The sequence below is a fragment of the Paraburkholderia ginsengisoli NBRC 100965 genome (assembly GCF_000739735.1).
GTDB classification, from domain to species: domain Bacteria; phylum Pseudomonadota; class Gammaproteobacteria; order Burkholderiales; family Burkholderiaceae; genus Paraburkholderia; species Paraburkholderia ginsengisoli.
Map to the genome: position 1 here is coordinate 738,403 of NZ_BBJF01000005.1, position 26,533 is coordinate 764,935.

The window sequence follows — 26,533 nt, forward strand, 5'->3', positions numbered from 1 at the left end:
CGGCACTGCCGCTTCTTCAGTCGAGCGGCAACCCCTTCATACGGCTTTCACGTTCAACCGCGCATCACTTCACCCAGCTATCCACGCGATCGCCATGCGCGCCGATCCACGCATCGGCGGCGGCAGTCGGCTTCTCGCCGTTCTGCGTCGCCAGCATCACGCTGTCGATCTCGCCCGGCTTCCATTGAAACTTCTTGAGGAACGCGACGACCGTCGGCGCCTTCTTCTCCAGTTCCGGATTCACCACGCTATCCACGTGCTCCGCATCGCCGAACACTTTCTTCGGATCGTCGAGGAATTTCAGCTTGTACTTCGCGAACATCCAGTGCGGTTTCCAGCCGGTCACGATGATCGGCTTGCTCGCCGCTTCCGAGCGCGCGAGTTCCGCGGTCATCGCGCTGCCCGAACTCGGCATCAACTGATAGTCGAGCCCATAGGCCTTGATCGCCTCGGAGGTTTTCTGCATCACGCCCGCACCGGCATCGATGCCGACGATGCGCGAGCCGAACTCCGCTTTCTTTGCCTCCAGATCGCCGACGGTCTTCACGTCCGCGTTGTCCGGCACGATCAGGCCGATCTTCGCGTCGTTGAAGTTCGGCCCGAGATCGACGACCTTCTCCTTGAAGTTGTTCCAGTACGCACCGTGCGTGACCGGCAGCCACGCGGACAGCGTCGCATCGAGGTCGCCACGCGCCACGCCTTGCCACATCACGCCCGCCGCGACCGGCACGAGTTGCACCTGATAGCCGAGGCGTTTTTCGATCACGCGTGCAGCCACGTTGGAGGTCGCGACACTGTCGTCCCAGCCTTCCACGTAGCCGATCTTGATGGTCGGCTTCGTATCGGCCGACACGCTCACACTGCTTGCCGCCAGCGCCGCGCTCAATGCGCTCGCCACGAAGATCTTTCTGATCAGTCTCATCGCCGTTCTCCCTTTGCCCGTTTGTCCGCTTGCCCGCTTGCCCGCTTGCCCGCTTGCCGTCGACCAACCCATTGAGCATTTAGAATCGCCAACCAGAATTACCGGGTAGCGTTGTTTTGCGACATCCAGTTGTCCGCATGCGACTTCGCGCGCGTTTTCGCCGGCGCTTCCGCCTTGTTAAATCTTACTTATCGACGACCAGATCGCTCAGCGGCTTGCTGCAGCACAGCAGTACCATACCTTGATCGATTTCGCGCTGACGGATGCCGCCCGCGTGTTTCATCGCGACTTCGCCAGACACGAGCTTGACCTTGCAGGTGCCGCACATGCCTTGCGTGCACGACGCGGGCAAGCGCACGCCCGCCTTCTTCGCCGCGTCGAGCACATGCTGGCCGCCGCCGCATTCGATCTCGCGATGGCTTTTGACAAAGCTCACCTTGAAGCGCGTTTCCGTTTCGGCGGGCACCGGTACGATGGCCGGTTCGAAGCCTGCCGCTTCAGCGCGCGCTTCGCCGAAACTCTCCGGCGTGACGAACGAGCCTGCCTTCTGCAATGCATCCGCGACATGCGCGGTGGTCAATTGCGCGGCCACTTCGCTGACCGTCTCGAACGAAAAACTTTCCTCGTGATAATGGCTGCGATCGAAACCGCCCTCGTCCAGCAGCGTGCGTACCGCCTGCATATACGGCGCGGGCCCGCACGTGAAAATCTCCCGCTCCATGAAGTCTGGCGCAATCAGTTTGAGCAGCGGTAAAGTCAGAAAGCCGGTCACGCCTGGCCAGTTCGTGCGCGCGCCGACGCGTTCGCACACGAACGCGGTGCGGAAATGCGCCTGATTCGACGCGATCAGATCGAGTTCGCGCGCGAAGATGATGTCGTCGGGCGTACGCGCGCTGTGCACGAACACGATGTCGCTATCCTCGCCGAGTTCGTGATGCGCGCGGCTCATCGACATCAGCGGCGTAATGCCGGAGCCCGCCGACAGAAACAGAAACTTGCGCGCCGGATGCCGCGCGCAGGTGAACTCGCCGGACGGTCCCAGCACGCGCACTTGCATCCCCGCATGCAGATTGTCGTGCAACCAGTTCGACACCTTGCCGCCCGGCACGCGCTTCACCGTGATCGAGATCGTATGCGGCCGCGTGGGCGGTGACGAAATCGTATAACAGCGATTGATCGCTTCGCCGTCTATCTCCAGTTCCAGCGTAATGAACTGGCCCGGCTCGAACACGAACGCCCGTTCGGACGGCGCGCGAAAGAAAAAGCTCTTCACGTCATGCGTTTCATCGCGGACCTGGCAGCACACCAGCGTGTCGTCGGCATCGCTATTCCAGCGCGCGGGCAGCGCCTCCCAGAAGCGCGGCTGCGTGACACGGCTCGCCGCGCTTGAGAGGGGCGGCTCGGTGCTGAGCTGGAACGTCGCCTGATCGCGCATCATGTTTTTCTCCCGCTCCGGGTTGCGGTGTCGCGCTCAGCGCATGAAGGACACGACTTTTTCGCCGTGCGAAACCGGCGCGGTGGCGCAGGCGTCATCGATTTGCGGGGCGTTGCCATACTCCGCGAGACGCCCGATGTACCACTCGCAGAACTTCTCGACGAGTCCCTCGGTGAACGGCGAATACGGACCCGGCTCGTACGCGCTGCTGGCCGCGCCGCGTTGCGAGTACTCGACGAGCGCGCGGTCCTGATCGTTAGTCGCGCGCCACACGGCGGTCAGGTTGCCGACGTCGTAATCGATGCCCTCGCGCGCGTCCTTGTGCACGAGCCACTTGGTGCGCACGAGCGTTTTGCCGGCCGACAGCGGGATCACCGAAAAACTGACGATGTGGTCGCTCATGAAGTGATGCCACGAATTCGGCTGGGTCCAGAACGACAGCCCGCCGAGATCGGCCTGCTCGAAACCGCCGAGCAGTTTCCTCGATGCAACCTTCGCGTCCAGCGTCTGCGATTCGCCGTCGCGATCGAGCGGCAGGCGCTGTGTGCGAAAACCGGTGACCAGGTCCGCCAGCCGCTCGATCTCAGCCGACGGCAGCTTCATCGCCTCCCATTGCGCGGTGCGGCGCGCGACGGTCTCTTCGAACGCGGCCATGCCTTCTTCGTTGGCGGGCGTGCGTTGGTAACCGAAGCCGTACTCGTACAGCGAAATCGTCAACTCCGGATGATTCGCGACGCAGTGATAGCACTCGCGATTGTTCTCCATCGTGAGTTTCCAGTTGCCGTCTTCGACAATGTCGATCGACGCCGCGATCTTGCAGCCGGCCAGGTCGTGCGGTAGCAGATACGGTTCCATCGCGGCGCGCATCACCGCGAAGTCGGTGGGCGGCTGGTCGGCGAGGCAAATGAAAATCAGGCCCGCCAGATTCTCGACGTGCACCGCCTTCAGGCTATGTTTGCAGCGATCGAACTGTTCGCCCATGTGTTCGGCGAACATCAGGTCGCCGTTCAGGTTATAGGTCCAGCTGTGATACGGGCACACGATATTGCCGAGCGAGCCCTTGTCGTTATTGCACAGACGCGCGCCGCGATGGCGGCAGACGTTGTGAAACGCGCGGGCCTGCATGTCGTCGTCGCGCACGATCAGGATCGAATCGTGGCCGAGTTCCACCGTGATGTAGTCGCCCGGTTCGGGCACGTCCGGTTCCACCGCCACCTGAATCCAGTGCTGGCGGAAGATCGCCGCCATGTCGAGCGCGAAGATCGATTCGCTCGTATAGAACGGTGCTTCCAGCGTGTGATTCTTTTTGCGGCGTTCGATCATCGCGCGAACGTCTGCCGAAACTTTCATTGTGTGCTCCGTTGCATGTCACGTCTGGCGCCGCGCCAGGCCCTCCTGGACGCATGCTGGCCCGAACCCGAATTCAGTAATCCACAAGTTGATGCTCGCGCAAATACGCGAGGATCACTTGTGCTTTTTCGACGGAACTCCCTTCAATTACGACGCTGCCGCCACGGCTCTCGGTGGTCGTCGCCGACAGCATGCGAGCGTGCCCCGAGCGCTTCTCGGCAGCGGCGAGGCGCACCGGTTTGGCGGTCGCGGGACCGACGCGCCAGGCGAGTGCGTCGGATTCGCCCGCGTGCGGATCCAAAATGGTTTGCGGCGCGACCCTTTTGATCGTGCCTTCGCGCAGTCGTGCATACGCGTAAGTCGGCGCGGCGGTGGCGAGCGGATGCACGGCGATCAGCACCGGCAATTGAACTTCGACACGGCGGCGCAAGCCCTTCGGCATGAATTGCCGAACTTGCGCACAACCGTCGCGCACGGTGAGGTCGACCGCTGCGCCGACTAGCGGCATCCCTAATGCATGCGCGACGCGATACGGCAGCATGCCGCTGTCGAACGCGCCTTCCGCACGCGTGCCGGTCAACACGACGTCGTAGCCTTGCAGACGCGCGGAGAACAGAGTTGCGGCGTCTGGTTGCGCGTGGGTTTGTGTCGTGTCGGCGCCTATTTCAAGCACCTCGACCGAACGTGCGCCGAGCGCCAGATACTCCTGCAACGCCGGGTTCGATGGATCGCCGACGTGCAGCACGTCAAGTGTCGCGTCATGCGCTTTCGCGAGCGACAGCGCGATAGTCAATGCCGCCGCGTCATTGCGACTGTAGCGCGCGGTGCCGCTGACCGGATGACGGCCCACCGAAACCAGCACGGCGATTTTCATGCGAGCGCTCCTTCAGCGACAGCCGTTGAATTGAGCAACGCGGCACCGGTGCCCCGTGCGGAGCGCGCTGCGGCAGCCGCTTCGTTGAGCGCCGCGATGGTTTCGCGCGCGTCCGCGATCACGGTCAGATTCGCGCGCTTCGCAATCGGCGCACTGGCGTCGAGATTCACCGCGATTACGTGGCGGCAATCCTTGATGCCTTGCAAATGCTGTACGGCGCCCGAGATCCCGAACGCGATATACACGCTCGCTTCGACGGTCTTGCCGGTCGCGCCGATCTGCTTGTCGCGCGTGAACTTGCCGTCGTCCACCGCGACGCGGCTCGCGCCGATCGCCGCGCCCAACGTCGCCGCGAGCCGTTCGAACGCAGGCACGTCGGCGACACCGTTGCCCGCCGACACGATGAAATCCGCTTCTTCGAGCGCCAGTTGCGCCGCGTCGATTTCCTCGACGCCGAGATCGCGCACCACGCCCTTCGACGCGGCGGCGTCGCCTTCGACGTGCCACGCGACCCGCTCGCCCGCACCGACGAACGGCAGCTTCGGCTCGACCGCATTCGGCGCGAGCAGCACCACGTCGGGCAACGCGCGCGCGGCGAGCGCCGTATTCGCGTGGATATAGGCGGCTACATGCGCCGCGTCGATCTCGACGACATGCGTCGCGATGCTGGCGTTGGCGGCCGCCGCGTAGCGACGGCCGAGGTCGCCGTCGCCGGTCGCGTTGTCGGGCATGAACAGATGCGCCGGTGCGTAAGCGGCGACGCATGCGGCCAGCGCGTCGAGTTCGTCGAGCGGCGCGAACGTGCGACGGTCGAACATCGGCAACACGATCAGCCTGTCGGCGCCGAGCGCGGCGGCGTCGCCGCTGAACTCGCCGAACACGAGCAGTACGACTTCGGTGTTCGCGTCGGCAATCAACGCTGCGGCGGCAAGAGCCTGGCGCGCATGATCGTCCAGTGCGCCACGGTCCGCGTGCGCGGCGACCAGCAGCGCGCGTTGCGGCACGGCCGTCGTGCGGCGCGGTTTCGGCTGCTCGCGATGCGCGGCGAACGGCGCGTTCAATTCTGCTGCGGCCACGGCGCCGGTTGCGCCCAGTGTGATGCGCTTGAGCCCTTGCGCCGTCAGCGTGAACGGGCGGCGCGGATCGATTCGTTTGAGCGTGTTCATCGCGTTACTCCAACGCCGCAGCAAACAGTTCGGCGACGTCCAGCACTTCCGGACGCGGCCCCACCACGCCTTCGAGCATCGCCGTGCAATTCGGGCAGCCCACCGCGACGATTTCCGCGCCGCTCGCGCGTGCGTCGTCGATGCGGATATCGGGAATGCGCCGCTTGCCCGGAATGTCGGTCAACGGCGCGCCACCACCGCCGCCGCAACAGCGCCCGCGCAGGCCGTGACGTTCCATCTCCACCACCTTGATGCCGATGCTCTTCAACAGACGACGCGGTGCGTCGGTCTCACCGTTATAGCGGCCCAGATAGCACGGGTCGTGATAGGTGATCTTGCGCTCGGTGTACGCGGCAACCGCTTTCGGCGCCAGCTTGCCGCTCGCAACCAGTTCGTCGATCAACGCGGTGTGATGCTGCACCGTGTAGAAGCCGCCCAGCGCGCGATATTCGTTGCGCAGGCTATGCAGCACGTGCGGATCGGCGGTGACGATCTTGCCGAACGAGTATTGCGCCAACGTGCCGATCAGCTTGTGCGCGAGTTGCTGGAACGTCGCTTCGTCGCCGAGACGCCGGGCCGTGTCGCCGGTATCCGTTTCGACGCCACCCAGCACCGCGTAGTCGATGCCCGCGCGGTTCAGCACCTTGACGAGCGCGCGCAGCGTACGCTGATAGCGCATGTCGAATGCGCCTTCTCCGGCGATCAGCAGCACGTCCACGTGACGTCCCGGCTGCGCGACCTGCACCTGCAGATCGACCGCCCAGTCGTAACGCGCGCCGATGTCGTAGCCGTTTGCGCTGCCGGTTTCGCGCAGATTCGCGAGCGTGATCGGCCCTTTGCCGGGCACCGCGCCTTCGACCAGCGTCTGATTGCGCCGCATGTCGACGATCGCATCGACGTGTTCGATCAACATCGGGCACTCCTGCACGCACGCGCGGCAGGTCGTGCACGACCATAACGTGTCCGCCTCGATCAGGCTCGAAATCAGCGGCTTGCCCGGTCCACCTGCATGCTTGCCGACCGCGATGCCGGGCGTCGGGCTGCCCGCGTAGTCGGCATCCGTGCCGCCGACCATGCCTGTCACCAGGTCCTGGATCAGCTTCTTCGGATTCAGCGGCTGACCGGCGGCGAACGCGGGACACGCGGCCTCGCACTTGCCGCACTGCACGCACGCGTCGAAACTGAGCAGCTGGTTCCAGCGAAATTCGACCGGTTTGGCGACGCCGTATTCCTTCGCGTCGAGCAGGGGCACCTTCAACGCGGTGGGCGGCACGACGTCGTTGTCATTGCGCGCCGCAAAACGCTCCTGACGCGGATGAAACGCGAGGTGCAACAAGCCGGCGAGCGCATGCTTCATCGGGCCGCCGCGCGCCGCGCCGAACGTCATCGCAAAGGCGCCCGCCGCGATCAACACCGCGACGACCACCGCCAGAGCGCCGGACATCGCAGCCGCCGGCAACACGATGAACAGTGCCAGGCCGAGCGCGAATGAGCCGAGCAGCAGCGGCAGATGATCCCAAGGCCCTCGAGAAAGCCGCGCGGGCACCGCCTTCGCGCCATGCCGGCGACGCCAGACAAACACCGCCCCCACCAGCATCACAAGCGCGGCAAGAAAGATCAACTTGTCGAGCCACGGCGAATAAATCGCGAGCCCGTAGTTGACGAACACCAACGCCATCGCGAGAAGCGCACCGCCGGCAGTAGCGACGTGCGTTCGCGCGATATACGGATCGCGCGAAACCACGTGATGCAGATCGACGAAGTAGCGTTTCGGAATCGCCAGCAGATTGGTCCATCCATAAGCGCCCGCCGCGGTCGCGCGACCTTCGCGCCAGTACGCGGCGCGCCTGGCGAGCGCGAACGCGAGACCGGCGACCGACATCCACAGCAGGACGGTGATGACAAACACGGGGCTCATCGTCAGAAATCCTTGCAAAGGCGCAGCGCGTCGTAGATCGCGCCGTGAATGTTGTGCATCGAAATGCAGTCGCCGACGCGGAACAGCAGGAAGCGGCCATGGCCGAGTTCCTCGGCAAGCGACGGCTGCGGCTCGGACGCGAACAGCTTGTGTACATCGACCTGACCGCGATTCACCGACTCCGGCTTCAGCGTCCAGTAAAGCCGATCGTTCGGTATACTGCCGTTTTCGATCACGACCTGATCGACCGCGCGCTCTTCCTGCTCCTCGGTGTACTCGTTGCGGATCACCGCGATCTTCTTGCCGTCTTCCTCGTAGACCTTGTCGAGCCAATAGTTCGGCGTATGGACCACGCCCTGCGCGTAAAGGCGCCGGTAGAAAATCGGGAACGTGGTACCGCCGACGTCGTCGGCCACCTTCACGTCGGGCGTCACGATCTCGACGTTCGAGCCGCGGCTCGACATGAAATCGGCGACGCCCGCGCCGGCGTGCGTGCTCACGCCGTCGTACACGAGCACGTTCTTGCCCGGCTCCACTTTGCCCGACAGCACGTCCCACGAACTCACCGCGAGGCCTTCGTCGACACCCCACTCGGCCACTTGCGACGTGAACGCCGAGCCGCCGGTCGCCAGCACGACAATGTCGGGCTTCTCGGCCATGATGGTCTTCTCGTCGGCGGCGACGCCAAGTCGACGGTCGACGCCGAGGCGTTTGGTCTCCATGTCGAACCAGCGCACGATGCCCGCCATCTGCTCACGCTGCGGCGCTTTCGCGGCCAGCATGATCTGGCCGCCCACATAATCGTTCTTCTCGAACAGCACCACGTCGTGCCCGCGCGACTTCGCGACCCGCGCCGCTTCGAGTCCCGCAGGACCCGCGCCGACCACGACAACCTTGCGCTTCGGCCCGCGCGTCTTCGCGATCACATGCGGCATGGTTGCTTCGCGCGAGGTCGCCGCGTTCTGCACGCACAGCACGTCGAGTCCGTTGTACTGACGGTCGATGCAGTAATTCGCGCCGACGCACTGCTTGATTTCATCCTCGCGGCCGTCGCGAATCTTGATGACCATATGCGGATCGGCGATCTGCGCGCGCGTCATGCCGACCAGGTCGACCATGCCGCTCGCGAGCAGCCGCTCGGCCTGGCCCGCATCGCGAATGCTTTGCGCGTGCATCACCGGCAGTTTCACGACCGACTTGATGCCGGCCGCGAGGTGCACGAACGGCTCGGGCGGCAACGCCATCGGCGGCATGCAGTTGGCGAGCGTGTTGTGCGTGTCCGCGCCCGAGCCGATCACGCCGAGGTAATCGATCAGGCCGGTTTCACTCATCGCCTGAGCGATCTCTTTCAGTTGCTCGTGATCGAGCCCGTCCTCATGAAACTCGTCGCCGCACATGCGCAGGCCGACGCAGAAATCCGCGCCGACCGCCGCGCGCACCGCTTGCAACACTTCGGTGCCGAAACGCAGGCGGTTTTCAAGCGAGCCGCCCCATTCGTCGGTGCGAAAGTTGGTGCGCGGGCTCCAGAACTGATCGATCAGATGCTGGTGCGCCGCCGAAATTTCGATGCCGTCCATACCCGCATCCTTCACGCGTTTCGCGGCCGCCGCGAAGTCGTCGATGATGCGGCGAATCTCTTCCACTTCGATGATCTTCGCGTTGCCGCGATGCACCGGTTCACGCACGCCGGACGGCGACATCAGATGCGGCCAGTGTTCGCCATGAAAGGCCGAGCGGCGTCCCATGTGCGTGGCCTGAATCATGATCTTCGCGCCGTGCGTGTGCATCGCTTCGGCGAGCCGTGCGAGCGGATCGATGATCTTATCGGTCGACAGGTTGACCGACTTCCACCATCCTTGCGGACTGTCTATCGACACCGGGCTCGAACCGCCGCACACCGCAAGCCCGACGCCGCCTTTCGCCTTCTCTTCGTAGTAACGGATATAACGGTCGCCGGGCAAGCCGCCCGGCTCCGCATAAACTTCCGCGTGCGCCGTGCTGACGATGCGGTTGCGCAGCGTCAGCTTGTTCAGCGTGAGAGGCTTGAAAAGGTTCGGGTAACGCATCGCGATCGACCTCGGAATGGATAGGCTTGTTGCGCTTTGCCTTGCTTGCCGTCAGGCCTTGAGCGGCGACACTTCGAATACGCAATGCTGATGCGGGTGGCCTTCGGCCGCGCAGCGCGCTTCCTTCGAGTGCGACGGCGGACCCTTGCGCGCGCCCTCCGGTACGGTGTCGTTGACCCAGTCCATCGCGCCCGCGAACCAGCCGGCAAACATGTAGCAGAGCTTGCCGACCTTATCCGGCTGCGCGAGCACGAACGACGAGTGATGCAGTTCGATGCGCGCGCGCGAGCTCGCCGGATCGGCTTCGGTGATCGTGAAGATGCCCCAGCCGCGTTGCGAAAGACGCTTCAGGTAGTGCTCGAACACCGCCATCCCGCTGATGCCGTGCTGTTTGGCTTCCTTGTCGCACCAGAAATACGCGGACTTGTAGCCGGCTTTGTAGAGAATCTCCGCGTAGGTGTCGAGGCCGAGCGCCTCCTCGACGGCGGTATGGTTGTTGGTGAAGAAATGACGCGGCACGTAGAGCATCGGCAGCGCGTCGGTGGTCCAGACGCCGGTGTTCGCGTCGACGTCGATAGGCAGTTGGGGTTGCATGACGAGGCTCCGCTTTTTATGGTTGCGATTGAGTTGTCAAACTCAGACTTTCCAGACGTCGCCGAACACCCGCACCCAGTTTTCGCCCATGATCTTTTTGATGCGCGTCTCGCTCCAGCCGGCGCGCTCCATTGCCGCCGTGAGATTCGGAAACTCGCCGATCGTGCGAATGCCTTCGGGATTCACGACCTTGCCGAAGTTCGTCAACTGGCGATAACGGCCCTTGTCATGCGTGATCCAGTCGAAGAACTCGGTGCTGTAGCCTTGCGTGAAGTCCGTGCCAATGCCGACCTGGTCTTCGCCGATCAGATTCACCACGTACTCGATCGCCTCGATATAGTCGTCGACCGTCGCGTCCGGGCCGCGCTTGAGGAACGGGGCGAACATCGTCACGCCGACGAAACCTCCCGCGTCGGCAATCTCTTTCAGTTGCTCATCGCTCTTGTTGCGCGGATGCTCTTTCAGTCCCGACGGGCAGCAATGCGAGTAGCACACTGGCTTCTTCGATGCCGCGATCGCTTCCGACGAAGTCTTGCCGCCCACATGCGAGAGATCGACCATGATGCCGACGCGGTTCATCTCCTGAATCACTTCGCGCCCGTAACCGGACAAGCCGCCGTCGCGCTCGTAGCAACCGGTGCCCACGAGGTTCTGCGTGTTGTAGCAAAGCTGCACCACGTTCACGCCGAGGTCCTTGAACGCTTCAATGTAGCCGAGGTTGTCCTCGAACGCGTGCGCATTCTGGAAGCCGAAGATGATGCCGGTCCTGTTCTCTTTCTTCGCACGGAAGATGTCGTCGGTGGTGCGCACCAGCGTGAGAATCTCGCCGTACTCGCGAATCTGCTGCTTCATTTCCGCGATGTTGTCGACGGTCTTCTGGAAGCTCTCCCAGACCGACACCGTGCAATTCACCGCGGTCACGCCACCCTTTCTCATGTCCTCGAACACCGAGCGCTCGAACTTCGAAATATTCAGACCGTCGATGATGATGCTGTTCTCGTGCAAAGTACTCATCGTTTGCTCCAGGCGTATTCAGTAGATGGGAAAGCGTTCGCACAGCGCGAAAATCTCGCGGCGCACGCGGTGTTCGGTGGCGGCGTCGCCTTCCGGGTGCTCGCGCAGCGCGTCGAGCACGTCGACGATCAGCCGCCCGATATCGCGGAACTCACTTGCGCCGAAACCGCGCGTGGTGCCCGCCGGCGTGCCGAGGCGAATGCCCGACGTGATGGTCGGCGTCTCGGTGTCGAACGGAATGCCGTTCTTGTTGCAGGTGATGCCCGCGCGCTCCAGCGCCTGCTCGACCTGATTGCCCTTCAGCCCCTTGGGCCGCAGATCGACCAGCAGCAGATGGTTGTCGGTGCCGCCGGTAACCAGATCGACGCCGCCCTCCTTCAGTACTTCGCCCAGCGCCTGCGCGTTCGTGAGCACGTTGTCGATGTAGGTCTTGAAGCCCGGTTGCAACGCCTCGCCGAACGCGACCGCCTTGGCCGCGATCACGTGCATCAGCGGGCCGCCCTGCAACCCGGGGAATACCGCCGAGTTGATCTTCTTCGCGATGTCCTCGTCATTCGTCAGCACAAAGCCGCCGCGCGGACCGCGCAAGGTCTTGTGCGTGGTCGACGTAACCACGTGCGCATGCTCGACCGGATTCGCATGGCGGCCCGCCGCGATCACGCCGGCGATATGCGCCATGTCGACCATCAGCATCGCGCCGACGCTGTCGGCAATCGCGCGCAGCCGTGCGAAATCCAGCGCACGCGGATAAGCGGAAAAGCCGGCGATCAGCAACGCGGGCTTGTGCTGCTGCGCGAGTTCCTCGATCTGCTCGTAGTCGATCAGCATCGTGTCGCGATTCACGCCGTACTGAACCGCGTCGAACCACTTGCCCGACAGCGCAGGCTTCGCGCCGTGCGTCAGGTGGCCGCCCGCGTCGAGCGACATGCCGAGCACCGTGTGGCCCGGTTTCGTCAGCGCGAGCATGACCGCGCCGTTGGCCTGCGCGCCCGAATGCGGCTGCACGTTGGCGAACTTCGCGTTGAACAGTTGCTTGATGCGTTCGAGCGCGAGCGTCTCGATTACGTCGACGTATTCGCAACCGCCGTAGTAACGCTTGCCCGGATACCCTTCCGCATACTTGTTGGTCAGCACCGAGCCTTGCGCTTCGAGCACCGCGCGCGACACGATGTTTTCCGACGCGATCAGTTCGACTTGCGACTGCTGACGCTCGAGTTCTTTCAGAACGGCGCCGCGCACCGCCGCATCGCGCGTGGCCAGCGAGTCTTCGAAGAAGGGATCCGGGTTCGACATGGAAGGTCCGAGTGGGCGTTGACGGAGGGCCGGGAGCGGCGCTGATACGCTGCCGCGTTCGGTGTGTATGGCGTCTATTCTTGACGCTCGCCCCCCGCGCCAATTTACGAATTCAGACGCGTTCTTTACCTTTTCCGCCATACGCGTCCTTTTTCGACAAGTCGGCCTATGCAAAGTGTGCGTACTCGCCCGGCAAGCGCTTAAGACGGCCGTGCATTTGCTGCACTGCGGTCGATCGTCGTGCGCCGTTCGGGTGCGATGGACGGACCTGCCGGCGCCGTTGTGGTGCCCGTTTAATTCTTTATTGACACTTCTTGACCGGCCACCACGCAGCACCGAGGGTTTAGCCTGATGGCATGGTAGTTGCGCTAGTACTCAAAATTGCATGAGTCGCCGCTCCCCACGGCGACGCGACATTACATCGATTCGAAGGAATCACTCCTCCCATGTCCACCGATCGCACGGCATCGTTGTCGCATTTCGCATTCATGCCGCTTCCCAACTTCACGATGATCGCGTTCACCAACGCAATCGAAGTGCTACGCATGGCGAACTACCTGACAGGACAAACGCTGTACCGCTGGTCGATCGTGAGTCCCGAAGGCGGCCCGGTGGCCGCGAGCAATGGTCTGTCGGTCGACACCGGTCCGGTCGAATGCGTCGGTCAACCGGATATCGTGTTCGTGGTGGGCGGCATCGACGTGCAGCGCGCTACCACGCCCGCTCATCTCTCCGCGCTGCGCCGCTTCGCGCGCATGGGCAGCGTGCTCGGCAGTTTGTGCACCGGCACTTATGCGCTCGCGCGTGCGGGTTTGCTGGCCGGTTATGCATGTGCGATTCATTGGGAGAACATGTCGGCGTTGAAGGAGGAGTTTCCCGATACGCGCTTTCTGAAAGAGCTGTTCGTGATCGACCGCGATCGCGTCACCTGCACGGGCGGCGTCGCGCCGCTCGACATGATGCTGAACCTGATCGCGCCGCGCGTCGGCACCGCGCGCGTCACGCAGATCGCAGAGCAGTTCATCGTCGAACACGTGCGCGACACCAGCGCACAACAGAAGATGCCGCTGGTCGCTCGGCTCGGCTCGGCCAACAAGTCGCTGTTCGAAGTGATCTCGCTGATGGAGAACAACATCGAAGAGCCGCTGTCGCGCGAAGAACTCGCGCGACTTGCGGGTATGTCGCAACGGCAATTGCAGCGGCTATTCCGCGAGCATCTGGGGATGACGCCCACGCATTACTACCTGACATTGCGTTTGCGGCGCGCGCGCGAGCTGCTGCTGCAAACGGACATGTCGATCATGCACATCACGATGGCGTGCGGCTTCCAGTCCGCGTGCCACTTCTCGAAGAGCTATCGCGATGCGTTCGGCACGGCGCCGACGCGTGAGCGGCGCAAACAGGCGCCGTCGCTGGCGGTGGTGCCGGTGATGGCTGCGTGAGGCGACGCCGGCCTGGCGCTGCTGACGGCAAGCTGCGGCACCTTCGCGTTTCCCCGCTTACTGCACACCCTCAGACTTCGCGTGAAGCGCGTCAACGCCCCGCGCCGCCGACGCTCCTCAAAAGAATCGCCGCCGTATTGTCGCTCGCCCCGGCGTCCGCCTGGCAAAAGCGCGGCGACGCAGACTACCCGAACACCCGCGCCCATGCCGCGCGAACGCGTCGCGCGCGGTCCTCGAAGAGATATGAAGCGGCCAACGTGATGAGCGCGGAAATCGCACCGGTCAGGATGTGCTCCACATAGGGGATGCGGTAGTGGCTCTCGTGAGCGTATGCGTCACCTATCGCAGTCAACAGACCGACGAGCAGCGCATTGCCATATCGATGCCCATAGAATCTTCGCGCAGGCGTGAATGTCAGCAATACCGCGAGAAGCCCGGTCAGCAGACCGGTGTGCAATGCGATCGTCCAGTGCGCGAGGCTCATGATATTGCCCCAGCTTCCGGGCATACAGGTCATGCACGCGCTGGTCGGCTGCCAGAAACGCTGGATAAACAGTCTCAGGCGGCGTTTCCATTCGCTTGACATGATCAATGACCTCGTCTCGGCCGACACCTGCTAGCGATACTACTCCGTAATGAATGGTCGCCGTCGGACCTTGATGGCGGTCACCGCTTGCGCATTTCGAGCGGCACCGCGATCAAGCATGCACTCACGATCCCCCGAACCAGTTATAACCCTGATCGACCCAATAGCCACCCGGAAACGTGTTGGTGACGAAGATCTCCATGATGTGCTTCGGATTCTTATAGCCGAGTTTCGTCGGCATTCTGAGCTTCATCGGATAGCCGTATTTTGCGGGCAATTGCTGACCGTCATACGTAAAGGTCAATAGCGTCTGCGGATGAAGCGCGGTTGGCATGTCGATGCTTTCGTAGTAATCGTCGGCGCATTTGAATCCGACGTACTTCGCCGATGTGTCCGCGCCGACACGCTTCAGAAACTCGCGGAACGGCGTGCCGCCCCATCGGCCGATCGCGCTCCAGCCTTCGACGCAGATATGCCGAGTGATCTGTTCGGCCTTCGGCAACGCGTAAAGGTCCGCGAGCGTCCAGGCTTTCCGGTCCTGCACGAGACCGCTCACTTTCAGACGGAAATCGCTGCCATCCACGTGCGGCACATCGTCGATGCCGTAAAACGCATTGAATGGGAATGGGCGCGTAATCTGTGCTTCGGTGTAAGTCGGCGCGAGGCGGTTCGGGTCGAAGAGCCAGCCCTGCACGCGGTCGTTGATGCGCGACACGCGCGACAGAAACGTCTCGACCGATTTGTCGTCCGACAGGCTGCACCCGGTCAGCATCGCAAGGCCGCCCAGCGTGATGATGCGTTTGCCGAACAAACGCCGTGACGGCATATCGAGTTCGCGACGCACGTCGAGACTGAGCGCCGCGCGATCCACGCCCGAAGGCGGCGGTTTGATTGGCTTCACAAGCGTATCCCCTCGGGTTAGCGGCCACGAATCATCGTGAGCAACGAGCGCGGCACGAGCGCGACCATCGCCAGATGCACGACGATGAAGCCGGCCAGCAGCGCCATCGCGCAGAAGTGAACGACGCGTGCGCTGTCATATCCGCCCATCAGTTCGCGCAGCACCGGAAACTGCACCGACTTCCAGATCGCGAGCCCCGATACGATCAGCACGGCAATGTCGAGCATGACGAACAGGTACGCGAACCTCTGAACCGCGTTGTAGCGGCTCGGGTCCGCGTGCGACAGATGCCCTTTCAGCGCTTCGCCGAGATCGTGCAGAATCGCGCGCGGCGACAACGGGAAGAACTTCGACCGCATGCGGCCCGTGACGAGGTTCATCGCGAGATAAAAAAGCGCGTTGAAAAAAAGCAGCCACATCGCCGCAAAGTGCCATTGCAGCGCTCCGCCGAGCCAGCCGCCGAGCGTGATGCCGGTCGGAATCGTGAGCCCCGGGAACACCGGCGAAGCATCGTAGATGCGCCAGCCCGACAGCATCATCAGCACCACGGCCACCGCGTTGAGCCAGTGCGCGATGCGCACCCACGCGGGTTGAATCGTGCGCGGCGCGTCGGGCGAGGCACCGGCCTGGGGGATCGCGTTCATGCCGAATCTCCATCAAACACCGACCGCGTAGGTGCGCCCGTCGCAGCATGCCGTGAGCGCACCTGTGGGCCTTACTTGCTCATCGCGTCGTCTTTTTTCATCGCGTCGGGCTTCATCTTGCTGCCGTCCTTGTTCATCGAATCTTTGGACATCGTGCCCTTGCCCATCGAGTCTTTGGACATCGAACCCTTGGCCATCGAGTCTTTGGCCATCGAGTCCTTCGACATCGAATCGTTGGACATCGCGCCGCTCGCCTGAGCGAACGCCGAACCACCGCTGACCAGCAAGGCGGCGGCAACTGCTGCGATTGCAATGCGTTTCATGGCAACTCCTGAAGTGTTGTTAGCCGGGCCGTCGCGGCTCTCGCTGTCGCTCGCGGAAGGCCCGTGCATCAGATAAGACTGCTTTCCGGCAACTACCGATGCGTCGTCATCCCGCATCTGTGAGGTAGTTCGCCGCGCGCCCCGGCGCGGTTACAGCATGCGAAAAATTTTTCGTTCGCCCTGAAAAAGGAACGAGCGACGCAGTCCCCCATGCCGCCGCGCGGAGCGATGGAATAAACTCCTGTTTCCTGTAACCGACGCCCCAGATGAATCGAACTACCGATATCACCGCAGCGCAGGCCAAAGAGGCGCATCTGCGCGCGCTGTTCCTGCGCGGGCTCGACGGCGATGCCGCCGGATACCGGCAATTCCTGGCAGAACTGGGCGCGCATCTGCGTGGCTTCCTGCGGCGGCGGCTTCACGACAATGCGGCCGATGTCGAGGACCTCGTGCAGGAAATCCTGCTGGCTGTTCACAACGGGAGGCACACGTATCGTGCCGAGGAGCCGCTGACCGCCTGGATTCATGCGATCGCGCGCTACAAGCTGACGGATTTCTTTCGGACGCGCGCCCGCCGCGAAGCGCTCAACGATCCTCTCGACGATGCGTTCGAATTGCTCGCCGCACCCGATCTCGAACCGGCGCAAGCAAAGCGCGACGTCGGCAAACTGCTCGAACAGTTGCCTGACCGTCAGCGTCTGCCGATCATGCATGTGAAGCTCGAAGGGCTGTCCGTGACGGAGACCGCGAAGTTGACCGGCTTGTCGGAGTCCGCGGTCAAGATTGGCGTGCATCGTGGACTCAAGGCATTGGCCGCAAAGATTCGAGGAACGCGATGAAAACGGACGACTTCATTTCCCTGCTTGCGACCGGCGTCGCGCCGGTGGATCGCCACGCGCTCCCGAAACGCTTCGGTGTCGCGATACTGATTGGCGCCGTGGGCGCGACACTGCTCATGGCCACGCTGCTCGGCGTGCGGCGCGACCTGGCCGACGTCGCACTCACGCCGATCTTCTGGGCCAAGATTGCGCTGCCTTCATGTCTGATGATCGGCTCGCTGTGGATGTCGACACGGCTCGCGCGGCCCGGTGTGCGAGCGGGCGGTAGCGGCTGTTTGATTGCCGCGCCGGTTGCGGTGGTTTGGCTGGCCGGCGCGTTGGTATTGATAGCCGCACCGGACGACGCCCGGCTCGCGCTCGTGCTCGGCAAAACCTGGCGCGTCTGTCCGTTCAATATCGCGCTGCTGTCGGTGCCCGGCTTTGTCGCCGTGTTCTGGGCGCTCAAGGGACTGGCGCCGACCCGGCTCGCGCTGAGCGGCGCGGCGGGCGGCCTGCTGGCGGGCTCGACCGCGACGCTCGCGTATTGCCTGCATTGCCCCGAGATGGGCATTCCGTTCTGGGGCGCGTGGTATCTGCTTGGGATGCTGGTGCCGACGGTGATCGGTGCGGTGCTCGGCCCACGGTTGCTGCGCTGGTAACGGCGTGGGTCGCGCATCGTGTTGCCGCGGCGGCCCACCCGCTACAACTTTTTCTTTTCCCTCGCGCAACTTATCCTCGATTGTCAGCGCGGCATAAAAGCCGGATAGTGCGACTCGGCCATTCCGCCGCCGACATTCAAGGAAACGCAGGCAATGAAGTCCCGAGTCATCAGTCTCATCGCGAGCGCGGTGTTTGCGCTGGGCGCGACGCCGTCCGTCAGTCACGCCGCCGACGACATCCAGGCCCAGATCAGGACCACCGTCGACGCAGCCGTTCAGCCCCTCATGGCGAAATACCGCATTGCGGGGATGGCGGTCGGCGTCATCGTCGAGGGCAAGCCGTATGTGCTTAACTACGGCGTCGCGTCGACACAAACCGGCAAGCCGGTCACGCGCGATACGTTGTTCGAGCTCGGTTCCGTCAGCAAGACCTTCACCGCGACGCTCGCGTCTTATGCGGAGTTGAACGGCAAACTGTCCCTGTCGGACCCGACGAGCAAGTACCTGCCGGTACTGCGCGGCACGCCGTTCGGCAACGTGAGCCTGCTCAACCTGGGCACGCACACGCCAGGCGGGCTGCCGTTGCAGGTGCCCGACGACATCCATAACAACGATCAGTTGATGCAGTACTTCCGCGCATGGCACCCCGCCTATGCGCCGGGTACGCAGCGGACCTATGCGAATCCCGGCATCGGCACGCTCGGGCTGATTACCGCGAAGAGCATGGGCCAGGACTTCACCGCGCTGATCCAGCAGCGCGTGTTTCCCCCGCTCGGCATGACGAACAGCTACATCGACGTCCCGCCAGCGAGAATGCGGGACTACGCGCAAGGCTATACGAAGGACGACGCGCCGGTCCGCGTGAACCCCGGCGTGCTGTCCGCCGAAGCCTACGGCATCAAGTCGACGGCCGCCGACATGCTGCGCTTCATCGCGGCGAACATGAATCTGATTCCGCTCGACGACAAGCTTCAGCGTGCGATCACGGCGACCCACACCGGCTACTTCAACGCGGGCGTGCTGACACAGGACCTGATCTGGGAACAGTATCCCTATCCGGCCGCGTTGAAGACCCTCGAGCAGGGCAATTCATCGACGATGGTCCTGCACGCTACGCCCGCTGCCGAAATCGAACCGCCGCAAGCGCCGAGGCAAGACGTGTGGATCAACAAGACCGGTTCGACGAACGGCTTCGGCGCGTATGTCGCGTTCATTCCGGAGAAGCGTCTCGGCATCGTCATGCTCGCGAACCGCAACATCCCCAACGAAGAACGCGTGAGCGCCGCTTATCAGATCCTGACGACGCTGGCCGGCAGCGGGCATTGAATGCACGCGCAAGCACGGGCAAGTGCGGACGGTGAGCGCGTCATACCGCGTTCACCGTCCGCCAACGCTCACTCCCGCACCGGACTCAACGCCCCGTGCGTTTCCGTTTCGACCGCTTCCGATACGAGCGTCTCCAGCGCCAGCCCACGCGTTTCGATCCCTAGAATCCACACGGCCGCCGCGGCGATCACGAAGCACATCGCGCCGAGCGAAAACACGCCGCCTTGGCCGAACATCGGCAACACGACGCCCACGACATACGGCCCGATCAACGAACCCACCCGGCCGATCGCCGAAGCGAATCCCGAGCCGGTCGCGCGCGCTCCCGTGCCGTAAAGCTCAGGCGTGTACGTGTACAGCACCGCCCACATCGCGAACAGGAAGAACTGCATGCCGAGGCCGGCGCAGATCAGCAACGTCGGCGTTTGCGCGTGCAGCGCGGTCTGTCCATAGACGTACGCCATCACCGCGCTGCCCGCAAGCGACGCAATGCAGGTCGGCTTGCGCCCCCAACGTTCGACCAGCCACGCGGCGCAAATGAAGCCCGGAATCCCGCCGAGCGAAATCAGCACCGTGTACAGCACCGACTTCGTCACCGCAAAACCGGCCTGCTGCATCAGCGCACCGAGCCACGACGTCAGTCCGTAAAAGCCGAGCAACGCGAAGAACCACAACGTCCACACCATGATCGTGCGGCGCCGGTAGGCGAGGCTCCAGATTTCGCGGAACGCGCCGCCGCCTTTCGCGGCGACCGGTTCCGCCAGCATCGCGGGCGCGCGCAACTGGCTCAGACCCTCGGCGCGCATCACCTTCACTTCGATGTCGGCGAGAATCCGGTCGGCTTCCGCATGACGTCCGCGATGTTCGAGCCAGCGCGGCGATTCCGGCACGACACGCCGAACGATCAGCACGAATACTGCGGGAATCGCCAGCAACGCGAACTCGGTGCGCCAGCCGAAAGCCGGCAGCACGAAGTACGACACCACGCCCGACGCGATGAAGCCGAGCGGCCAGAAGCCATCCATCAAGGCGATCAGGCGGCCGCGCGACGCTGCGGGCACGAACTCCGACAGCAGGGTCTGCGCGATCGGAAACTCCATCCCCATACCGAAACCGAGCAGCACGCGATAGAAGATCAGCGCTTCGACGCTCTGCGCGGTCGAACACAGATACGACGCGAGCCCCCACAGCACCATGCTCCATTGAAAGACCGGACGGCGTCCGAAGCGATCCGCGAGCAATCCGGCCACCGCCGCGCCCAGCACCATGCCAAAGAAGCTCGCGCTCGCGACCAGCCCCGCCGTCGCGGTCGACAACTGGAATTCGCTCTTGATCGAACCGAGCACGAAGGTCATCGTGCCGAGGTCGACTGAGTCGAAGAAAAACGCAATCGCGATGATGACGAAGATGGTCCGGTGATAACCGGAGAACGGCAGTCGTTCGAGCCGGGCGGCTGCGCTCGCGCGCGGCTGAAAAGCGGTAGACATGTCATCCCCTCGTGAATGTGGCGGCTGCCGCGTGAGTGTTCCGATCAGGTGTTTTCAGTAGACGTCGACATAAATCGTCCACATAGAAGGAATGCGTCATCGGAATGGAACGGGGGCGTCGCCTTGTCGCCAAGTTCACGCGGCCGGCGTGCTATGTGCGTAGTCGCGCACGCGCGGCGCCGGCGATGCGTGCGAGCGTGTCCGCACTCAGGCGGGCGGCGATTTTCTCGACGTATTGATGATGGCGCGCCTGCAATGGCGCACCGAGCCGTTGCGCGAGGAGATAGCGGATCAGCGCGATGCGCCGGTGCCGCAGCACGATGCTCTGATCGAGCAGCGCGAGCGCGGCGGCGGCATCGCCTTCGTGGCACGCGCGCTCGGTGAGGCGCGCGGTGGCTAGACGCGTCGACGGCATGTCGGTGGCGAAGTTGGGATGAGGTCGAACGAGCCGCAAGCGATGCATGCAAGCGGTGCATACGGCCACCGCTCGCCGCGCGTTACGACATCAGCGGCTCGGCGGCGTCGAGCATGATCTTGACGAAGTAGTCCGCGAAACTGCGGCGCACGACGATGTCGAAGCTGTCCGCGCCCGTATGCAGCAATGTCATCGATGCCTTGAAATAGTGGCTCTGCGCGCATTGCCCATCGCCGAACAGTTTCGGATGCAGATCGAGCGGACAGCCGCGCGCCAGCACGTCGCGCACCCGCGTGCCGCTGATTTCGAGCACCGTATAGCCGCTGCCGACATCCACTGCCGATGCGAACACACCGTTCAACGCCGCGCCGAGTTTCGCCTGCAACGGCGCGCTACGCGCTGCGTCATGCGCGGTGGCCGAGCGCACCAGCCACTCATCCGGGCCGAGCCACAGCATGTCATAGCCGTTGCCACGCGCAACCGTGTTCGCCTTCTCCGGCGGCTTGCAACCGATCACACTCTGCACCGCATTCACGAACGCCGCGTCGCGCGTATCGCCGCGCACGTTCACGAGTTCGAGAAACGGCCGCTCGCTCAACCTGAACGCGGCGGACGCGCTCGCCTGATGCTTCTTCAGCAGCGCACCCGCGCCGACCAGCGGCGACTCCTGCCACACACCCGTTTGCCCGCCGACAGCGCGATCCACGATTGATACCGTCCCGCCTGTTTCATTCCACATGTTGACGTGCTCCTTCGCTGTCGTAGAACACCGAACTGGTGACTTTGGCCGCGATCTGTTTGCCGCTGGAAAGCGGGATCGTGACCGTTGCGCCGATCCTGTCGAGACCGCCCTTCACGACCGCCATCGCAATCGAGCGCTTCAGGATCGGGCTGTAGTAGCTCGACGTGACATGCCCGAGCATCGGCGCGGTGTCGCCCTGGAAGGGACCGGCGACGATCTGCGAGCCCTCCGGTATCACGAACGACGGATCGTCCGACAGCAATCCGACCAGCTGCTTGCGCCCCGCCTTCGCGGTATCCGAGCGCGTCAACGAGCGCTTGCCGAGGAAGTCTTTCGACTTCGCGACGAGCCCGCCCATGCCGAGGTCGTACGGCGTCATCGAGCCGTCCGTATCCTGACCGACGATGATGTAGCCCTTCTCCGCACGCAGCACGTGCATCGTTTCGGTGCCGTACGGCGTGATGTCGAATTCCGCGCCCGCGGTCATCAACGCTTCCCACACCGCGCGCCCGACATTCGCCGGCACGTTCACTTCATACGCGAGTTCGCCGGAGAAGCTGATGCGCATGACACGCGACGCCGCGCCCGCCACCGTGCCTTCGCGATAGCTCATGAACGGAAATGCCGCGTTCGCGAAGTCGATGTCGTGGCAGACCTTCTGCAAGACCTTGCGGCTGTTCGGGCCGACCACGGCGAACGTGGCCCAGTGATCCGTGACCGACGCAAGCCGCACGCGCATGTCCGGCCACTCCGTTTGCAGCCAGCGTTCGAGCCACGTGAGCACGCGCGCCGCGCCGCCGGTGGTGGTCGTCATCATGTAGTGCTGGTCGGCGAGACGCACGGTGACGCCATCGTCGAAGATCATGCCGTTTTCGTCGAGCATCAGGCCGTAGCGGCACTTGCCGACTTCCAGCTTGCTCCACGGATTCGTGTAGACCCAGTTCAGCAGTTTCGCGGCATCGGGGCCCTGAATGTCGATCTTGCCGAGCGTCGACGCGTCGAGAATGCCGACGCTCGTACGCACCGCGAGCGATTCGCGCGCGACCGCCGCGTGCATGTCTTCGTCCGCCTTCGGGTAGTACCAGGGACGCTTCCAGTTGCCGACGTCCTCGAACGCCGCGCCGTTTTCGACATGCCATTCGTGCACCGCCGTCTTGCGCACCGGGTCGAGAAACTCGCCCAGCTCGCGGCCGGCGAACGTGCCGAACGTCACCGGCGTGTAGTTCGGCCGGAAAGTCGTCGTGCCGGTTTCGGGAATCGTCTTGCCGAGCGCCTGCGCGAGAATCGCCATGCCGTTGATGTTGCCGAGTTTGCCCTGGTCGGTGCCGAAACCCATCGCGGTATAGCGCTTCACGTGCTCGACGGATTCGAAGCCCTCGCGCGCGGCGAGAAAAATATCCGCCGCCGACACGTCGTTCTGGAAATCGACGAACTGCTTCGGTCCACGCGTGGCCATCTCGCGACCGCCGACCAGCCATAGCGGCGCGAGCTTCGTCTCGGTCAGCTCGGCCACCTGCACGGGATTCGGTCGCGCGACGATGTAGTCGGCGGCGCGCGCCGCCTCGACACCCGCATCGACCGCGAAGCGGATGCCCTGGCCCAATGTGAAGTCGCCCGCGCACGCGCCGACGCTCGCCTCCGCCTGCATCGCCTTGCCGGGTACGAAGCAGGCCTTGTCGTCATGCCAGTGCGCCTTGCCGCCCGATTGGGCGAACAGGTGCAGCACCGGGCTCCAGCCGCCCGACATCGCGAGCAGATCGCACGGCAATGCGCCCTGCTGCGCCCCGAGCTGTCCATTCGAATACAACGCCACGTCGACCGATGCGACGCGCAGCTTGCCATGCGCCGCCGTCACCACTGCGCCGCTCATCACCTTGACGCCATAGCGGCGCGCCAGCGCGGGCAGCGTGCCCTTCGATTCGCCCGCACGCGGATCGATCACCGTCACCTGCGCGCCGGCCGCCTTCAGGTCGAGCGCGCATTGATAGCCGTCGTCGTTGTTCGTGAACACCACCGCGTTGCGCCCCGGCAGCACCGCATAGCGATGCAGATAAGTCGACACCGCCGACGCCAGCATCACGCCCGGCAGATCGTTATTGCCGAACACGATCGGCCGTTCATGCGCGCCGGTCGCGAGAATCACGCGTTTCGCGCGGATTTTCCACAGCAGTTCGCGCGTGCCCTTGCGTTGCGAGACGGGCAGATGCTCGGTGAGCCGCTGCGTCACCGTCACGAGGTTGTGATCCTGATAGCCGAACGCGGTGCTGCGCGACAGGATCTTCACGTCGGGCATCTGGCGCAATTCGTCTTCAATCTTCTGCACCCATTGCAGCGCGGGTTTGCCGTCGATCTCCGCGCGGCACGACAGCAGCGAGCCGCCGAGTTCCGGCTGATCGTCGACCAGCGTCACGCGCGCGCCTGAGAGCGCCGCCGCATGCGCGGCCGCAAGGCCGGTCGGGCCGCCGCCGACCACCAGCACGTCGCAATGAGCAAAGCACTTGTCGTAGCGGTCGGCGTCGGGCTGCTCGGGCGCCTTGCCGAGACCGGCCGCGTCGCGGATCGCCTCTTCATACTTCGGCCAGAATTTGCGTGGCCACATGAAGGTCTTGTAGTAGAAGCCCGCGGGAATGAAGCGCGCGATCTTCTGGTTGATCGCCATGCGGTCTTTCTCGATGCTCGGCTTCGCGTTCACGCTGGTGGCGACGAGCCCCTGATATAGCTCCACTTCGGTCGCGCGCGCATTCGGCACCGTGTACGCACCGGTTTCGAGTTGCACGACCGCATTGGGCTCTTCGACGCCCGCCGTCACGATGCCGCGCGGCCGGTGATACTTCCAGCTGCGCGCGACGAAGTGCACGCCGTTCGCGAGCAGCGCGGACGCGAGCGTGTCGCCCTGGAAGCCCTGATATTTGACGCCGTTGAACGTGAAGCTCAGTGCAATCGCGCGATTGATGCGCCCGCCGTTGGGCAGTCGGTCTTTCTGGCTCATGCTTTGCCCTCCTGTGCGCTGGCGTCGCTGCCATCCAGCGCGAGCAGCGGACGTTCGAACGTCTCGTAGCCCTGGATCTCGTAGCTCACCGTGTCGCGTTGCGCCTTGAACCAGCGGCGGCAGCCCTGCGTGTGCAGCCATTGTTCGCGATGCACGCCGCGCGAGTTCTTGCGCATGAACAGGTAGTCGCCCCATTCGCGATCGGTGAGCGCATCGGTGTCGAGCGGTCGCGCGATATCCGCTTCGCCGCCGCAGGAAAATTCGGTTTCGGCTCGGGGTCCGCACCACGGGCATTCGATCAGCAGCATGTTGTTTCTCGCTTAGTGGGCGACGGCCGCAGCGCCGTGCTCGTCGATAAGATGGCCGGTATAGAACCGCTCCAGCGAAAACGGCGCATTCAATTCATGCGGCTCGTCCCGCGCGATGGTGTGCGCATAGGCCCACCCCGAACCCGGCGTCGCCTTGAAGCCGCCCGTGCCCCAACCGCAATTGAAGTAAAGCCCCTTCACGTCGGTCTTGCTGATGATCGGGCACGCATCCGGCGACACGTCCACGATGCCGCCCCACTGCCGGTTCATCCGCACCCGCGAAAACACGGGGAACATTTCGACGATCGCCTCGAGCGTGCCTTCGATAATCTGGAAACTGCCGCGCTGCCCGAAGCCCGTGTACTGATCGACGCCCGCGCCGATCACGAGATCGCCCTTGTCGGACTGGCTGATGTACGCATGCACCGCGTTCGACATCACGACCGTATTGACCACGGGCTTGATCGGCTCGGACACCAGCGCCTGCAGCGGATGGCTTTCCAGCGGCAGGCGCACGCCGGCCATGTCGGCGAGCGTCGACGTATTGCCCGCCGCGACCACGGCGACCTTCTTCGCCTTGATGAAGCCCTTCGTGGTATCCACGCCAATCACCTGGCTGCCGTCGCGACGAATCCCCGTGACCTGGCAGTTCTGCACGATGTCGACGCCCGCCTGGTCCGCGCCCCGCGCGAAACCCCAGGCGACCGCATCGTGGCGGGCCACGCCGCCGCGCCGCTGGATCGATGCGCCGAGCACCGGATAGCGGCTGTTCAGATTGATGGTCGGCTCGATTTCCTTGATCTGCGCGGGCGTGAGGAACTCGGCGTCCACGCCGTTCAGACGGTTTGCGTTCACGCGGCGCTCCGTGTCGCGCACATCCTGTAACGTGTGCGCGAGGTTCATCACGCCGCGCTGGCTGAACATCACGTTGTAGTTCAGATCCTGCGAGAGCCCTTCCCACAGCTTCATCGCCTTCTCGTACAACGCGGCCGATTCGTCCCACAGGTAGTTCGAACGCACGATGGTCGTATTGCGCGCCGTATTGCCGCCGCCGATCCAGCCCTTCTCCAGCACCGCGACATTGCGCACGCCATGCTCTTTCGCGAGGTAATACGCGGTGGCGAGCCCATGCCCGCCGCCGCCGACGATCACGACGTCGTATTCACGTTTGGGCTCGGGACTTTTCCACTGTCGCTCCCAATTCTCGTGATACGACATCCCGTTGCGCAACAGGCTGAATATCGAATAGCGGCTCATCGTC

At 63.8% G+C, this 26,533-nt stretch carries 24 protein-coding genes; 4 read left to right on the forward strand and 20 right to left on the reverse strand.

Going from position 1 to position 26,533, the window contains the following annotated elements:
* Nucleotides 1-64: 64 nt before the first annotated feature.
* The 10 genes from BGI01S_RS12550 to BGI01S_RS12595 form a co-directional block, all read right to left on the reverse strand.
* Nucleotides 65-922: a glycine betaine ABC transporter substrate-binding protein gene (locus BGI01S_RS12550; RefSeq protein ID WP_042325722.1), complete on the reverse strand. Its 858-nt coding sequence runs from the start codon at nt 920-922 to the stop codon at nt 65-67.
* 184 nt (nt 923-1,106) lie between these two features.
* Nucleotides 1,107-2,360 carry an FAD-binding oxidoreductase gene (locus BGI01S_RS12555; RefSeq protein WP_042325724.1) on the reverse strand — a complete coding sequence of 418 codons (1,254 nt, stop codon included), beginning with the start codon at nt 2,358-2,360 and terminating at the stop codon, nt 1,107-1,109.
* 33 nt (nt 2,361-2,393) lie between these two features.
* On the reverse strand, nt 2,394-3,707 hold the full coding sequence (locus BGI01S_RS12560) for an aromatic ring-hydroxylating oxygenase subunit alpha (protein ID WP_042325726.1): 1,314 nt from the start codon (nt 3,705-3,707) through the stop codon (nt 2,394-2,396).
* 73 nt (nt 3,708-3,780) lie between these two features.
* Nucleotides 3,781-4,581: a drug:proton antiporter gene (locus BGI01S_RS12565; RefSeq protein WP_042325729.1), complete on the reverse strand. Its 801-nt coding sequence runs from the start codon at nt 4,579-4,581 to the stop codon at nt 3,781-3,783.
* The gene (locus BGI01S_RS12570; protein WP_042325732.1) at nt 4,578-5,747 is read right to left on the reverse strand and encodes an electron transfer flavoprotein subunit alpha/FixB family protein; all 1,170 of its coding nucleotides are present in this window, start codon (nt 5,745-5,747) and stop codon (nt 4,578-4,580) included. Before BGI01S_RS12570 ends, BGI01S_RS12565 begins: the two co-directional genes overlap by 4 nt.
* Before the next feature lie 4 nt (nt 5,748-5,751).
* Entirely contained in the window at nt 5,752-7,665 is a 1,914-nt protein-coding gene (locus tag BGI01S_RS12575) for a (Fe-S)-binding protein (RefSeq protein WP_042325734.1), read from the reverse strand.
* Between the two features lie 2 nt (nt 7,666-7,667).
* Entirely contained in the window at nt 7,668-9,731 is a 2,064-nt protein-coding gene (locus BGI01S_RS12580) for an NADH:flavin oxidoreductase (RefSeq protein WP_042325736.1), read from the reverse strand.
* A gap of 51 nt (nt 9,732-9,782) precedes the next feature.
* Nucleotides 9,783-10,325 carry a DUF5943 domain-containing protein gene (locus BGI01S_RS12585; protein WP_042325738.1) on the reverse strand — a complete coding sequence of 181 codons (543 nt, stop codon included), beginning with the start codon at nt 10,323-10,325 and terminating at the stop codon, nt 9,783-9,785.
* 42 nt (nt 10,326-10,367) lie between these two features.
* Nucleotides 10,368-11,339: a dipeptidase gene (locus BGI01S_RS12590; RefSeq protein WP_042325741.1), complete on the reverse strand. Its 972-nt coding sequence runs from the start codon at nt 11,337-11,339 to the stop codon at nt 10,368-10,370.
* Nucleotides 11,340-11,357: 18 nt separating this feature from the next.
* A complete protein-coding gene (locus tag BGI01S_RS12595; RefSeq protein ID WP_042325743.1) occupies nt 11,358-12,632 on the reverse strand; it encodes a serine hydroxymethyltransferase in 1,275 nt (424 codons plus the stop codon).
* A 446-nt stretch (nt 12,633-13,078) separates the two neighbouring features.
* Between BGI01S_RS12595 and BGI01S_RS12600 the strand changes: the two genes are divergently transcribed.
* A complete protein-coding gene (locus BGI01S_RS12600) occupies nt 13,079-14,074 on the forward strand; it encodes a GlxA family transcriptional regulator (protein ID WP_042325745.1) in 996 nt (331 codons plus the stop codon).
* Nucleotides 14,075-14,258: 184 nt separating this feature from the next.
* Here BGI01S_RS12600 and BGI01S_RS12605 read toward each other — a convergent pair whose 3' ends face one another.
* From BGI01S_RS12605 to BGI01S_RS12620, 4 genes are all read right to left on the reverse strand, one after another.
* On the reverse strand, nt 14,259-14,660 hold the full coding sequence (locus tag BGI01S_RS12605) for a hypothetical protein (protein ID WP_042325746.1): 402 nt from the start codon (nt 14,658-14,660) through the stop codon (nt 14,259-14,261).
* Nucleotides 14,661-14,784: 124 nt separating this feature from the next.
* A complete protein-coding gene (locus BGI01S_RS12610) occupies nt 14,785-15,561 on the reverse strand; it encodes a molybdopterin-dependent oxidoreductase (RefSeq protein WP_042325749.1) in 777 nt (258 codons plus the stop codon).
* Between the two features lie 17 nt (nt 15,562-15,578).
* On the reverse strand, nt 15,579-16,205 hold the full coding sequence (locus BGI01S_RS12615; RefSeq protein WP_042325751.1) for a cytochrome b/b6 domain-containing protein: 627 nt from the start codon (nt 16,203-16,205) through the stop codon (nt 15,579-15,581).
* Nucleotides 16,206-16,276: 71 nt separating this feature from the next.
* Nucleotides 16,277-16,528, reverse strand: coding sequence for a pentapeptide MXKDX repeat protein (locus BGI01S_RS12620; protein WP_042325753.1), 252 nt, complete (start codon nt 16,526-16,528; stop codon nt 16,277-16,279).
* Between the two features lie 266 nt (nt 16,529-16,794).
* Here BGI01S_RS12620 and BGI01S_RS12625 point away from each other — a divergent pair, with 266 nt between their 5' ends.
* The 3 genes from BGI01S_RS12625 to ampC all read left to right on the forward strand — a co-directional run bounded on the left by BGI01S_RS12625 (nt 16,795) and on the right by ampC (nt 19,331).
* Nucleotides 16,795-17,367, forward strand: coding sequence for a sigma-70 family RNA polymerase sigma factor (locus tag BGI01S_RS12625; RefSeq protein ID WP_042325755.1), 573 nt, complete (start codon nt 16,795-16,797; stop codon nt 17,365-17,367).
* Nucleotides 17,364-18,005, forward strand: a complete 642-nt coding sequence (locus BGI01S_RS12630) for a DUF1109 domain-containing protein (protein ID WP_042325757.1) — start codon at nt 17,364-17,366, stop codon at nt 18,003-18,005. The genes BGI01S_RS12625 and BGI01S_RS12630 overlap by 4 nt, the downstream gene beginning before the upstream one ends.
* Before the next feature lie 153 nt (nt 18,006-18,158).
* Nucleotides 18,159-19,331, forward strand: coding sequence for a class C beta-lactamase (ampC, locus tag BGI01S_RS12635; RefSeq protein WP_042325759.1), 1,173 nt, complete (start codon nt 18,159-18,161; stop codon nt 19,329-19,331).
* A 68-nt stretch (nt 19,332-19,399) separates the two neighbouring features.
* Here ampC and BGI01S_RS12640 read toward each other — a convergent pair whose 3' ends face one another.
* The 6 genes from BGI01S_RS12640 to BGI01S_RS12665 form a co-directional block, all read right to left on the reverse strand.
* The gene (locus BGI01S_RS12640) at nt 19,400-20,818 is read right to left on the reverse strand and encodes an MFS transporter (protein WP_042325761.1); all 1,419 of its coding nucleotides are present in this window, start codon (nt 20,816-20,818) and stop codon (nt 19,400-19,402) included.
* A 151-nt stretch (nt 20,819-20,969) separates the two neighbouring features.
* Nucleotides 20,970-21,233 carry a hypothetical protein gene (locus BGI01S_RS12645; protein ID WP_042326011.1) on the reverse strand — a complete coding sequence of 88 codons (264 nt, stop codon included), beginning with the start codon at nt 21,231-21,233 and terminating at the stop codon, nt 20,970-20,972.
* Between the two features lie 82 nt (nt 21,234-21,315).
* Entirely contained in the window at nt 21,316-21,972 is a 657-nt protein-coding gene (locus BGI01S_RS12650) for a sarcosine oxidase subunit gamma (protein WP_042325763.1), read from the reverse strand.
* The gene (locus tag BGI01S_RS12655) at nt 21,962-24,964 is read right to left on the reverse strand and encodes a sarcosine oxidase subunit alpha family protein (protein WP_042325765.1); all 3,003 of its coding nucleotides are present in this window, start codon (nt 24,962-24,964) and stop codon (nt 21,962-21,964) included. Before BGI01S_RS12655 ends, BGI01S_RS12650 begins: the two co-directional genes overlap by 11 nt.
* Nucleotides 24,961-25,272: a sarcosine oxidase subunit delta gene (locus tag BGI01S_RS12660; protein WP_042325768.1), complete on the reverse strand. Its 312-nt coding sequence runs from the start codon at nt 25,270-25,272 to the stop codon at nt 24,961-24,963. The genes BGI01S_RS12655 and BGI01S_RS12660 overlap by 4 nt, the downstream gene beginning before the upstream one ends.
* A 12-nt stretch (nt 25,273-25,284) precedes the next feature.
* The gene (locus tag BGI01S_RS12665; protein WP_042325770.1) at nt 25,285-26,529 is read right to left on the reverse strand and encodes a sarcosine oxidase subunit beta family protein; all 1,245 of its coding nucleotides are present in this window, start codon (nt 26,527-26,529) and stop codon (nt 25,285-25,287) included.
* Nucleotides 26,530-26,533: the final 4 nt, after the last annotated feature.